Annotated in this window: 11 protein-coding genes (1 of these 11 only partly in view); 7 read left to right on the forward strand and 4 right to left on the reverse strand. The window is 68.1% G+C overall.

Going from position 1 to position 11,520, the window contains the following annotated elements:
* Positions 1–43 precede the first annotated feature (43 nt).
* From coaBC to FG323_RS13200, 3 genes are read left to right on the forward strand one after another with little or no spacing between them, the layout of a single operon-like run.
* Complete coding sequence (gene coaBC / locus FG323_RS13190; RefSeq protein WP_141455138.1) at positions 44–1,264, forward strand: bifunctional phosphopantothenoylcysteine decarboxylase/phosphopantothenate--cysteine ligase CoaBC; 1,221 nt, start codon at positions 44–46, stop codon at positions 1,262–1,264.
* Complete coding sequence (gene dut / locus FG323_RS13195) at positions 1,261–1,731, forward strand: dUTP diphosphatase (RefSeq protein WP_141455139.1); 471 nt, start codon at positions 1,261–1,263, stop codon at positions 1,729–1,731. The genes coaBC and dut overlap by 4 nt, the downstream gene beginning before the upstream one ends.
* 16 nt (positions 1,732–1,747) lie before the next feature.
* Complete coding sequence (locus FG323_RS13200) at positions 1,748–4,078, forward strand: phosphomannomutase/phosphoglucomutase (protein ID WP_141455140.1); 2,331 nt, start codon at positions 1,748–1,750, stop codon at positions 4,076–4,078.
* A 56-nt stretch (positions 4,079–4,134) separates the two neighbouring features.
* Here the strand turns inward: FG323_RS13200 and FG323_RS13205 are convergent, their stop codons facing one another.
* A complete protein-coding gene (locus tag FG323_RS13205; protein WP_141455307.1) occupies positions 4,135–4,779 on the reverse strand; it encodes a hypothetical protein in 645 nt (214 codons plus the stop codon).
* 67 nt (positions 4,780–4,846) lie between these two features.
* Complete coding sequence (pyrE, locus tag FG323_RS13210) at positions 4,847–5,524, reverse strand: orotate phosphoribosyltransferase (RefSeq protein WP_141455141.1); 678 nt, start codon at positions 5,522–5,524, stop codon at positions 4,847–4,849.
* A gap of 112 nt (positions 5,525–5,636) precedes the next feature.
* Between pyrE and FG323_RS13215 the strand changes: the two genes are divergently transcribed.
* Genes FG323_RS13215 through FG323_RS13225 form a run of 3 tightly spaced genes read left to right on the forward strand, consistent with a single transcriptional unit; the run spans position 5,637 to position 8,003 of the window.
* Positions 5,637–6,410 carry an exodeoxyribonuclease III gene (locus FG323_RS13215; RefSeq protein WP_141455142.1) on the forward strand — a complete coding sequence of 258 codons (774 nt, stop codon included), beginning with the start codon at positions 5,637–5,639 and terminating at the stop codon, positions 6,408–6,410.
* Positions 6,407–7,723 (forward strand): MFS transporter, encoded by a 1,317-nt coding sequence (locus FG323_RS13220; RefSeq protein ID WP_141455143.1) that lies wholly within the window; start codon positions 6,407–6,409, stop codon positions 7,721–7,723. Before FG323_RS13215 ends, FG323_RS13220 begins: the two co-directional genes overlap by 4 nt.
* 52 nt (positions 7,724–7,775) lie before the next feature.
* On the forward strand, positions 7,776–8,003 hold the full coding sequence (locus FG323_RS13225) for a hypothetical protein (RefSeq protein ID WP_141455144.1): 228 nt from the start codon (positions 7,776–7,778) through the stop codon (positions 8,001–8,003).
* A 6-nt stretch (positions 8,004–8,009) separates the two neighbouring features.
* On the opposite strand, the gene FG323_RS13230 is transcribed toward FG323_RS13225, so the two are convergent.
* Both FG323_RS13230 and FG323_RS13235 read right to left on the reverse strand, forming a co-directional pair.
* Positions 8,010–9,155, reverse strand: a complete 1,146-nt coding sequence (locus tag FG323_RS13230; protein ID WP_141455145.1) for an anhydro-N-acetylmuramic acid kinase — start codon at positions 9,153–9,155, stop codon at positions 8,010–8,012.
* Positions 9,156–9,246: 91 nt separating this feature from the next.
* Entirely contained in the window at positions 9,247–10,704 is a 1,458-nt protein-coding gene (locus tag FG323_RS13235) for a peptidoglycan DD-metalloendopeptidase family protein (RefSeq protein ID WP_141455146.1), read from the reverse strand.
* Positions 10,705–10,885: 181 nt separating this feature from the next.
* On the opposite strand from FG323_RS13235, the gene tyrS reads away from it, so the two are divergent.
* Positions 10,886–11,520, forward strand: the 5' portion of a protein-coding gene (gene tyrS, locus FG323_RS13240) for a tyrosine--tRNA ligase (RefSeq protein ID WP_255470173.1). Its footprint extends 577 nt past the window's final position; only the first 635 of its 1,212 coding nucleotides appear in the window; its start codon is at positions 10,886–10,888; its stop codon lies beyond the right edge, outside the window.

The following is an 11,520-nucleotide window of genomic DNA, read 5'->3' on the forward strand; positions in this document are numbered from 1 at the left end:
CATCGGGTAAGCTAATCCCCTGTTCGTCTGTAGGAAACCCGACGTGATCGGAAGTCTCGAGCCACGGCCGCTGCAGGGCCAGCGCCTGCTGGTGTGTGTGGGCGGCGGCATCGCCGCGTACAAGTCGCTGGAACTGGTGCGGCGGCTGCGCGACGCCGGCGCCGAGGTGCAGGTCGCCATGACCGAGGGCGCCCAGCAGTTCGTCACCGCGCTGAGCTTCCAGGCCCTGTCCGGCCATCCGGTCCGGACCAGCCTCTGGGACAGCGCCGCCGAAGCGGCCATGGGCCATATCGAACTCGCGCGCTGGGCCGATCGCATCCTGATCGCCCCGGCCACCGCCGACCTGCTGGCGCGGCTGACCCACGGCTTCGCCAACGACCTGGTCACCACCCTGTGCCTGGCGACCACCGCGCCGATCACGGTGGCGCCCGCCATGAACCACCGGATGTGGCAGCACCCGGCCACGGTGGCCAACCTGGCGGTGCTGCGCCAGCGCGGCGTGCAGATCATCGGCCCGGAAGACGGCCCGCTGGCCGAAGGCGAATCCGGCCCGGGCCGCTTGAGCGAGCCGGAGGACATCGTCGCCGCGCTGGCCGCCGGTCACGCGCCTGCCGTGCGGGATCTGGCTGGCGTGCGCGTCGTCGTCAGCGCCGGCCCGACCTACGAGGATCTGGATCCGGTCCGTTACCTGGGAAATCGCAGCAGCGGCAAGATGGGCTTCGCGGTGGCGGCCAGCGCGGCGCGACGCGGCGCCGAAGTGGTGCTGGTGGCCGGTCCGGTCCATCTGCCGACCCCGGCCGGGGTCACCCGCATCGACGTGCGCTCGGCCGCGCAGATGCGCCAGGCCGTGTTCGGCGCGTTGCCGGCCGACATCTACATAGGCGCGGCCGCGGTCGCCGACTACACCCCGCGGGTGGCGGTGCCGAACAAGATCAAGAAGACCGGCGAAACCCTCAGTCTGGATCTGGTGCGCACGCCGGACATCTTGGCCGAGGTCGCGGCCCAGACCCAGGCGCTGAAGCTGGTGGTCGGCTTCGCCGCCGAGACCGAGAACGTCGAGCACTACGCGCGCGGCAAACTGCAGGCCAAGCGCCTGGACATGATCGTCGCCAACCGGGTCGGCATCGCCGAAGGCGGTTTCGAAAGCGACCAGAACGCCCTGGTCGCCTACTGGAAGGACGGTGAGCGCGATTTCGGTTCGGCACCGAAGACCCGGCTGGCCGACGCCCTGATGGACCTGATCGTGGAGCGACTGAACGCATGAGCCCGGCTGGCACGCAATCCGTGGAACTGAAACTGCTGGACCCCCGGTTCGGCGACGAATGGCCGCTGCCCGCGTATGCGACCGAGGCCAGCGCCGGCGTCGATCTGCGCGCGGCGCTCGACGCCACCCTCACCCTGCAGCCCGGCGACGCCGCGCTGGTGCCCAGCGGGCTGTCCGTGCACCTGGCGGATCCGCAGCTGTGCGCGGTGGTGTTGCCGCGCTCCGGGCTGGGTCACCGGCATGGCATCGTGCTGGGCAACGGCACCGGCCTGATCGACGCCGACTACCAGGGGCCGCTGCTGATCAGTGTCTGGAACCGCGGGCACGAGGCGTTCACCATCCAGCCCGGCGACCGCATCGCCCAGTTGGTGGTGCTGCCCATCGTGCGCGTAAGCTTCCAGGTCGTGGATGCATTCGCCGACAGCGCCCGGGGAGCAGGCGGTTTCGGCCATACCGGATTGCGCTGAGGGGGGACGGACGCGCATGAGCAGATCGAGCGAAGCTGGACGTCGGTTGCCGCTGGGCGACCTTTCGCGGGCACTGCCGGGGTTGGCCGTGCTCGGCCTCCTGCTGGCCGGATGGCTGGGCTGGAGCGGCGTGCGCCAGTGGCGCGACGCCGATCGCGGCGAGGCGCTTGAACAGGCCCGCGATGCCGGCGTGGCCGCGCTGGAATCCGCCTACCGGGACCAGATTGCGCAATTGACCCGGCGCATGGCCGGCGACGCGGTGAAGACCGCGTTGGGCGGCAGCGATCCCGCCGCGACCGCCCAGGCTATCCGGCAGGGTTGGGCGGAGGCCGAGCACGTGGAGATCCTGCCGCGCGATCTGGCCCAGGCGTACGCCGATCCGGCCGCGTTCGGTTACAGCCGGCTGGCCTTGCTGGAAGCGGCCCAACAAGGGCAGGCGGTGGTCGCGCGGGTGGTCCGGGACCAGGGCAAGGCGGCACTCGGGCTGGCTGTGGATACCCAGCAGGGCGTGGTGTATGCGCGCCTGCCACTGTCCCGGCTGACCGCCGGCTTCGAAGCCGTGGCGATGCCGCCGGGCACCTACCTGGCGCTGCGCCAGGGCAACTTCAACGTCCTCCAGCGCGGCAGCGCGAACCTGGCCGATGAGGCCGAAGTGATGGCGCATGCCGTGGGCAAGACCGGCCTGCGCGTGGCCGCGGCGCAGCCGGACAGTGAATCCGGCCCGTTCGGGCTGGGCGCCCTGGGTAGTTCGATTGGCGCCGTGCTGGCGGCCGCGCTGGCGGTACTGGCCTGGCTGGCGGCTCGCGGCGGTCTGAAGATTCCCGCCCTGCGCCGTGGCGAGGCGGTCACGGCCGACGTCGATGAACCCACCCTGGGCCAGGCGCTGGAACGCGATCCGCTGCCAGTGGCGACCCGGCCGACCAGTTCCCCCCCACAGACAGGCAGCATGAGCAGAGAACGCATTCCGGTGGATGTCGATCCCGGCATCTTCCGCGCATACGACATCCGCGGCATCGTCGGAAAAACCCTCAACGTGGAAGTCGCCGAGTGCATCGGGCAGGCCATCGGCAGCGTGATGCAGGAGCAGGACCTGACCGACATTGTGGTCGGGCGCGACGGTCGCCTGTCCGGGCCGGAATTGGTGGGCGGGCTGATTGCCGGCCTGCGCCGCGCCGGGCGCAACGTCATCGACATCGGCATGGTGCCCACGCCGGTGGCCTACTTCGGCGCCTACCAGTTGCGCGCCGGCAGCTGCGTGGCGGTGACCGGCAGCCATAATCCGCCGGACTACAACGGATTCAAGATCGTGGTGGGTGGTGAAACCCTTTCCGGCGCCACCATCACCGATCTGTACGAGCGCATCCGCGATGGCCGGCTGCACGAAGCCGCCACCCCGGGCGACGTGCAGGAACGCGACATCGCCGCCGACTACATCCAGCGGATCGCCGACGACGTGCAACTGGAGCGTCCGCTGAAGGTGGTGCTGGACGCCGGCAACGGCGTGGCTGGCGACATCGCACCGCGCCTGCTCGAATCGATCGGCGCGGATGTCATTCCGCTGTACTGCGAAGTGGATGGCACGTTCCCCAACCACCACCCCGATCCGAGCGAACCCCACAACCTGGAAGACCTGATCCAGATGGTGAAGCGTTTCGACGCCGACCTGGGCCTGGCCTTCGACGGCGACGGTGATCGCCTCGGCGTGGTGACCCGGGAAGGCGCCGTGATCTTCCCCGATCGGTTGCTGATGCTGTTCGCCGCCGATGTGCTGGAACGCAATCCCGGCGCGATGATCATCTACGACGTCAAATGCACCGGAAAGCTGCAGCCCTGGATCCTGCGCAACGGCGGCACGCCGCTGATGTGGAAGACCGGGCATTCGCTGATCAAGGCCAAGATGCGCGAAACCGGCGCCGAACTGGCGGGCGAGATGAGCGGCCACTTCTTCTTCCAGGAACGCTGGTACGGCTTCGATGACGGCCTGTATTCGGCCGCACGCCTGCTGGAAATCCTTGCCCTGCGCGAGGACACGCCGTCGGAAGTCCTGTCGGCGCTGCCGGACGGCATCGCCACCCCGGAAATCAAGGTGCCGGTGGAAGCGGAAACGCCGCATGCGGTGGTCGAGCGTTTCGTCGAGACGGCGCGCTTCGACGGCGCCCGCGTGGCGACCATCGACGGCCTGCGGGCGGACTGGGACGACGGCTGGGGCCTGCTGCGCGCTTCCAACACCACGCCCATCCTGGTGCTGCGTTTCGAAGCCGACAACGAGGCGGCGCTCGCGCGCATCAAGGACGTGTTCCGCGCCCATCTGGCGCTGGTGGCGCCGGACCTGACCGCGACCTTCTAGTCTCGGTCACGAGGTTCCGCGCGGCAGCGGCAGGCCGCGGCCACGCGGCGGTGCCCTCAGGCGCCGGGTGGTGCGGCACCCGGCGAAGACCCGGTCGCCGGCGTCGCCGTCGCCGGATCGGGGCCCTTCATTTCGCGGTAGCGCTGCATGATCTCGGCGATTTCCACGTCCAGCTCCGCGCGCTGGCGTTCGAAACTGGCCTGCAACTGGCGCTGGCGCATCAGATCCGCATGCCGGCTGCGGATGCTGGCGGTGGTCTCGGCCGATATCGTCTGCCCGGCCAGTTCCCGGTCGCCGGCAACCTGCAGCAGGCTGACCAGGCCTTCGCGCAGGCTGACCACGTTGTAGCGCGCGGTCTTGATGTTGTTGTCGACGATGGCGATGCGCTCGTTGAACACCCGGCGCAATTCTTCCTCGCTGCGATAGGACAGCAGCATCGCCTGCTCGGTACGGCGGCGGGTTTCCTGCGCCGCTTCGTCCAGTTGCGCCTGGATCCTCGCCGCCTCGGCCTGCGCGCGTTCCTCCTCGGTCAGCGCCCGGTCCACTTCGGCGGTGCGCAGGCCGCTCGCGGCGTTGATTTCCTCGCGCGCGCGCGTCACCGCCTCGGCCGGCAGGGCGTCGCTGCACACGCGCTGGCCGTTCTCGTTCCAGCAATAGAGTTTCTTGGCGGCCGGCTTGTTTTGCGCGCTGGCCAGCGCCATCGAGAGCAGGCCTACCGGCAATGCCAGCCAGAAAATGGAACTCCGCATGTGCAGCCCCCTGCTGCCGTCAGTCCGACGAACCGCTGCCATAGCGCGCCCGGTAGGCGAGCAGGTCTTCGCGGTGATGGACAAGTTCCGCGCTTTCCCCGGCGAAATCAAGCAGATCGTGCAGGTTGGCCACGGCCACCACCGGCACGCCGGTTTCGGCGGCGACCGCCTGGGCGGCCGACAGCCGCGCGCTGCCCGCTCCCTCACCGGGTTCGGTCAGTACCTCCTGCCGATCCAGCGCCACCACGATCCCGGCCGGGCGGCCGCCGCCGGCGCGGATCAGGCCCAGCGCCTCGCGGATGGCGGTCCCGGCGGTGATGACGTCGTCCACGATGAGCACGTTGCGGCCATCCAGCGGCGCGCCGATCAGCAGGCCGCCTTCACCGTGGTCCTTGGCTTCCTTGCGGTTGAAGGCCAGCGGCACGTCGCGGCCGCGCCGCGCGTACTCGCAACCCACTGCGGTCGCCAGCGGAATGCCCTTGTAGGCCGGGCCGAACAGCAGATCGAACTGCAGGCCGGCGGCGTCCACCGCGTCGGCGTAGCAGGCCGCCAGTTCGGCCAGGCGGGCGCCGCTGTCGAAGCGGCCGGCATTGAAGAAATAGGGACTGAGCCGACCGGACTTGAGGGTGAACTCGCCGAAACGCAGGGCCTGCGCGTGCAGGGCGAGCTGGAGGAAGCGGGCGCGGTGATCGGACATGGCGGTGCGTTCGGCGGGCGAGGGATGGAAGCATAGCGGTTCCGTGCCACCGGCCTCCACGCATGCGGTACGCTCTTGCGACCTCTTTCCCGTTCCGCGGACCGTTTTTCACATGCGCATCATCAGTTTCAACGCCAACGGCCTGCGTTCGGCCGCCAACAAGGGCTTCTTCGAGTGGTTCGGCCAGCAGGACGCCGACGTGCTGTGCGTGCAGGAAACCAAGGCGCAGGAACATCAGCTCAGCGGCCCTGCCTTCCTGCCGGAGGGCTACAAGGCCTGGTTCCGCGACGCCACCACCAAGAAGGGCTACAGCGGCGTGGCGATCTACAGCCGGCGTGAACCCGATGAAGTGCGCACGGCGCTGGGCTGGGACGAATTCGACGAGGAAGGCCGTTACCTGGAAGCGCGCTACGGCAACCTGAGCGTGGTCTCCTTCTACATTCCCTCCGGCTCGTCCGGTGAACTGCGGCAGGGCTTCAAGTTCAGGGTGATGGACTGGCTGGCGCCAATCCTGGACGAATGGCGCCGCAGCGGGCGCGACTACGTGCTGTGCGGCGACTGGAACATCGTGCGCACCCGCCTGGACATCAAGAACTGGACCAGCAACCAGAAGAACTCCGGTTGCCTGCCCGCCGAGCGTGATTGGCTCAACGGCATGTGCGTGGACGAGGGCGGCTGGGTCGATGCCTACCGCAGCCTGCATCCGGAAGGCCAGGACTACACCTGGTGGAGCAATCGCGGCGGCGCGCGCGCCAACAACGTCGGATGGCGCATCGACTACCAGTTCGTCACCCCGTCGCTGCGTGACCGGCTTCAGCGCTGCGCGATCTACCGCGACAGCTGGTTCTCCGACCACGCGCCGTTCACGGTGGACTACGCCGGATGAGCGTGCCCGCGGCGGCCAAGGCGCCGGTGTCCTACAAGGGCTGGTCCGGCATCCGACGGGCGTTCGCCACGCCAGCCGCCTTCACCATGCTGCTGCTCGGTTTCGGCAGTGGCCTGCCGTTCCTGCTGATTGCGTCGGCGACGCTCAGCACCCGCCTGCGCGACGTGGGGCTGGATCTGGGCAGCATCGGTCTGATCAGCCTCGCCAGCTTTTTCTACCTGCTCAAGTTCCTGTGGGCGCCGCTGGTGGATCGCTACACCTTTCCGTTGACCGCGTTTCTCGGGCGCCGGCGCTCATGGTTGCTGGTGGCCCAATTGGGCGTGGCGGCGGGACTGTTCGCATTGGCGTTCACCCGTCCCGAACTCGGCGTCGGCGCATTGGTGGGATGGGTGCTGTTCGCGTCGCTTGCCGGTGCGACCCAGGATTCGGTGGTCGACGCCTACCGCATCGAGATCGCGCCGGCCGAGGCGCAGGCCGCGCTCGCGGCCACCTATACGTTGGGCTACCGGGTCGGCCTGATCCTGGCCGGCGCCGGCGCGCTTTACATCGCCGAATTCAGCGGCTGGAAGAACGCCTACCTGGCGATGACCGCGCTCATGCTGCTGCCGATTCTCGCCACGTTGTTCAGTCGCGAACCCGCCGCGCCCGAAGCGGCCGTGAGCCGGCGCATCGATTTCATCGGCGCGTTCTGGCAGCCCTTCGTCAGCTTCTTCCAGACCAATGGCCTGATGCTGGGCGTGGTGCTGCTGCTGTTCGTGGGCCTTTTCAAGTTCCCGGATCAGGTGATCGGGGTGATGGCGGGGCCGTTCTATCTGGATTCCGGCTACAGCAAGTCCGACATCGCCACCGTCTCCAAGTTGTATGGAGTTTGGACCGGCATCGCCGGCGCCTTCCTGGGCGGCGTCTGCGTGGCCGCGTTCGGTTTCCGCCGGATGCTGGCGATCGCGGCCATCGCGGTGGCCTGTTCCAACATCGCCTTCCTGCTGATGGCCCAGCATCCTTCCGAAATCTGGGCGTTCTACGCCGCCATCACCGCCGACAACCTCTCGCAGGGTTTCGCCGGTACCGTGCTGGTGGCCTTCATGTCATCGCTGACCAACCGCAATTTCACCGCCACCCAGTACGCGTTGCTGGTCTCGCTGGCGAACCTGCCGGGCAAGTTCATCGGCGGGGTGTCCGGCTACGTCGTCGAAGCCACGTCCTATAGCGCCTTTTTCCTGATGAGCGCGCTCACGGTCATCCCGACGCTGCTGCTGCTGGCCTGGTTGTGGAAGCATATCCGTGAGAATGAAGGTGGCGGCACGTCGTCCTGAGCCGCCGCGGGGCTGAGCGGGGATGGCGCAGGGCAGGGAAAAGGGGAACGAGATGACCGACATCGTGCTGAAGGACATCGATCCGCTGTTGACCGACCGGATCCGCCGGATCGCCCAGGCCCGCGGCTGGAACATGCATGACACCCTGTTCAACCTGATCGAACAGGGCCTCTTCCATTGCGAAGCGGAAGTCCGCAGCGGTTTCGACGACGGCGAAGTGGACGCGCTGACCGCGGCAATCAACGCCCTTAAGGACGTTCCGGCCGGCAAGGGCTTCTGAGCCGGCTCAGGCCGGGAACACCGTTCCCAGTACCCGCGGCCCCTTGGCGCCGGTGACGGCAGGCAGGTTGCCGGGTCGTCCGGCGAGGGTTTCCCGGGCCAGCCAGGCGAAACCCATCGCCTCCACGAAATCCGGATCCAGCCCGTGGGCAGCCGTGGATTCGACGCTCACCTCCGGCATCCAGGCCGCCAGCCGCGCCATCAGGCGCGCGTTATGCACGCCGCCGCCGCAGACCAGCACCCGGCGAGTACCGGGCTGGTTGGCGCGCAGGGCGTCGGTGATGGTGGCCGCGGTCAGTTCCAGCAAGGTCGCCTGCACGTCGGCGGGCGACGCCGGATGGTCGCCCAATCGCGCCTCCAGCCAGGCCAGGTGAAACTGTTCGCGCCCGGTGCTCTTGGGCGGCGGCAGGGTGAACCAGGGCTCCTCGAGCAACCGCGCCAGCAGCGCTTCATCGGCCTGGCCACCGGCCGCGAACGCGCCGCCCGCGTCAAACGCCGCGCCGGTGTGGCGCTCGCACCAGGCGTCCATCAGTGCATTGGCCGGGCCGGTGTCGAAACCGCGCACGGCAATTCCATCGCCGCTGCGCGGCAACAGGGTGAAGTTGCCGATGCCGCCGAGATTGAGCACCGCGCGCTCCTCCTCCGCGGAACCCAGCAGGGCGGCATGGAAAGCCGGCATCAACGGTGCGCCATGGCCGCCGGCGGCCACGTCGCGGCGGCGGAAATCGGCCACCGTGTCGATACCGCTGCGCTCGGCGATCACGTTGCCGTCGCCGACCTGCCAGGTGAAGGGTGGATCGGCGTGGGGACGATGGCGGATGGTCTGGCCGTGCGAACCGATCGCGCGGACGTCGCGGGCGGGAACACCGGCCTCATCGAGCAGGCGCAGCGCCGCTTCGGCGAAGTGGATGCCGGTCAACGCGTCCAGCCGGCCCACCTCGTCCAGTGAAGCGGCATCGCCCCCCTGGCCGAGCGCGATCAACGCGCCGCGCGTGGCCTCGTCCCAGCGATAGGTGCGGCCCAGCAGCAGTTCACAGCGCAGCGCGGAGGCATGCTGGTCAAAGCGCACCAGGGCGGCGTCGATGCCGTCGGCGCTGGTACCGGAGATCAGGCCCAGGAAAAGCGCCGGGGACGCCGCGTCGGCAGGGGACATGCAAGATTCCGTGACTGTGCGCGCACGCGCCGGTACGTCGAAGATTACGCCAATGGGACTCCCGCGCTCGCGGGAGTCCCGGTATCGCGGCTCAGCCCTTCTTGGACTTGCCGGCCGGCTTCTTGGCGTCGGCGACCTGGGTTTCCTTGGCCGGTTCGGCCGGGGAAACGTCGGCGTAGATGATGTTCTCCACCGTGCGGATGCGTGCCAGCGCGTTGGCGGTGTAGGTGCGGAACGAAGCCAACTGCGCGCCGCCCAGCGGCTCCGGCGGCGGCATCGTCACCGACAGCGGATTGCGGTGCACGCCGTTGATGCGGAATTCGTAGTGCAGGTGCGGACCGGTGGCCAGGCCGGTGGAGCCGACGTAGCCGATCACCGTGCCCTGCGCGACCCGCTGGCCGACCTTGATCTTGCCCAACCGCGACATGTGGCCGTACAGCGTGGTGTGGCCGCGACCGTGATCCAGGATCACCACCCGGCCATAGCCGTTCTGCCAGCCGGCGAACTGCACGCGCGCATCACCGGCAGCCATGATCGGCGTGCCGGTCACCGCGGCGTAGTCCACGCCCTTGTGCATGCGCATCGTGCCCAGCACCGGATGGCGGCGCGCACCGAACTTCGAGCTCAGGCGCGCATATGGAATCGGCATGCGGATGAAGTTCTTCTTCAGCGGACGGCCCGCGGCGGTGAAGTACTCCGGCTTGCCGCCCGGACGCGAGAAGCGGAAACCCGAATGCAGCTTGCCGTCTACCGTGAAGGTTGCGGCCTGCACCGGACCGGTGCTGATCAGCTCGCCCTCACGCCAGGTCTGTTCGACCACCACGCTGAAGCGATCGTCCGGGCCGAGGTCGGAATTGAAATCGATGTCGTACTTGAAGATGTCGTCGGTCAGCGAGTTGACGTTGGCGGCGGTCAGGCCGGCCTTGCGCGCCGAACGGTTGAGCGAACGACCGACCTTGCCGCTGAGCACCACCGTGCGGGTGGTGGTCTCGCGTGCGACCACTTTTTCCTTGACCTTGTCGCCATCCAGGCTGAGTTCGATCCGGTGCTGCGGATCCCGGTCGTAACGCAGTGTGCGCAGTTCGCCGGTGACGGGGAGGTCGAAGGCCAGCTCGGTGCCGGGCTTGAGGCGGGTGAGTGCCCGCTTGGCGTCGGCGTTTTCCAGCAACGCATGCATCGTGGTCGCCGGGATGTTCAACTCCTCAAAGATCGCACCCAGCGTCTGGCCCGGCTTGACCCGCACCATCTGCCAGCTGTCACCGGCCACGCCTTCCTGGCGCTCACGCGACAATTGCGGCAGCTTGAGGGTGAGCGTGGCGCGCGCGTCGGTGGCCGACGGCGGCTGGATCGCGTTGGAGAAGCCCGGCACGATCGTGGCGAGCATGACGCCGATCGTGGTGAACAGGCTGGCATGGATCCAGTGGCGGCGGGTCCATCGGCCGGTCGGCAGATGCCGCTTCACCCGCTGGTGCAGGGTCGAATCGCGAAGGAGTTCCAGGCGCTGCTGGAATTGTTGCTTACGGCGGCTGCCGTCCCCATGAGTCTGCATCTAGCCGAACCTCGGGCCCAAGACGGGACCCCAATCGGCGTAACATAGTCACACTAAGAGTTCGCGTCAAACCATTGAGCCGATTGGCTTTTTTGAATAGCATCACGCTTAACTTCGCTTTAACCAGATGTTCAACTTTGTCGGCGCCTGTTCACGTCGGCCCCACCCGGAAGACCTTGCCTTGTCCCCCGCAGAAGCCCTTTCCCTGATCGGCCGTGGCGCCGACGAAATCATCAAGCCCGAAGAACTCGAGGCGCGCCTGAAGCTGGGCCGCCCCCTGCGGGTGAAGGCCGGTTTCGACCCCACCGCCCCGGACCTGCATCTGGGCCACACGGTCCTGCTGAACAAGATGCGGCACTTCCAGGACCTCGGCCACCAGGTCATCTTCCTGATCGGCGACTTCACCGGGATGATCGGCGATCCGAGCGGCAAGAACGTCACCCGCAAGCCGCTGACCCGGGACGAGGTGCTGGCCAACGCCCAGACCTACGCCGACCAGGTCTACAAGGTGCTGGACCGCGAAAAGACCGAGCTGCGCTTCAATTCCGAATGGTTCGGCCAGATGACCGCGGCCGACATGATCCGGCTGGCCGCCCAGCACACGGTGGCCCGCATGCTGGAGCGCGACGACTTCGCCAAGCGCTACGCTGCCCAGCAGTCCATCGCCATCCATGAATTCCTCTATCCGCTGGTGCAGGGCTACGACTCCGTCGCCCTGAAGGCCGATGTCGAGCTCGGCGGCACCGACCAGAAGTTCAACCTGCTGATGGGCCGCGGCCTGCAGGAACACCACGGCCAGCCGCCACAGATCGTCCT

The sequence above is a fragment of the Pseudoxanthomonas sp. z9 genome, from assembly GCF_006542425.1.
Taxonomy (GTDB): Bacteria; Pseudomonadota; Gammaproteobacteria; order Xanthomonadales; family Xanthomonadaceae; genus Pseudoxanthomonas_A.

Coding starts and splice junctions, on each gene's coding strand:
- FG323_RS13235 (WP_141455146.1), bottom strand. CDS start 10,704: ATGCAGACTCATGGGGACGGCAGCCGCCGTAAGCAACAATTCCAGCAG.
- dut (WP_141455139.1), top strand. CDS start 1,261: ATGAGCCCGGCTGGCACGCAATCCGTGGAACTGAAACTGCTGGACCCC.
- FG323_RS13205 (WP_141455307.1), bottom strand. CDS start 4,779: ATGGCGCTGGCCAGCGCGCAAAACAAGCCGGCCGCCAAGAAACTCTAT.
- FG323_RS13225 (WP_141455144.1), top strand. CDS start 7,776: ATGACCGACATCGTGCTGAAGGACATCGATCCGCTGTTGACCGACCGG.
- FG323_RS13230 (WP_141455145.1), bottom strand. CDS start 9,155: ATGTCCCCTGCCGACGCGGCGTCCCCGGCGCTTTTCCTGGGCCTGATC.
- FG323_RS13220 (WP_141455143.1), top strand. CDS start 6,407: ATGAGCGTGCCCGCGGCGGCCAAGGCGCCGGTGTCCTACAAGGGCTGG.
- FG323_RS13215 (WP_141455142.1), top strand. CDS start 5,637: ATGCGCATCATCAGTTTCAACGCCAACGGCCTGCGTTCGGCCGCCAAC.
- pyrE (WP_141455141.1), bottom strand. CDS start 5,524: ATGTCCGATCACCGCGCCCGCTTCCTCCAGCTCGCCCTGCACGCGCAG.
- FG323_RS13200 (WP_141455140.1), top strand. CDS start 1,748: ATGAGCAGATCGAGCGAAGCTGGACGTCGGTTGCCGCTGGGCGACCTT.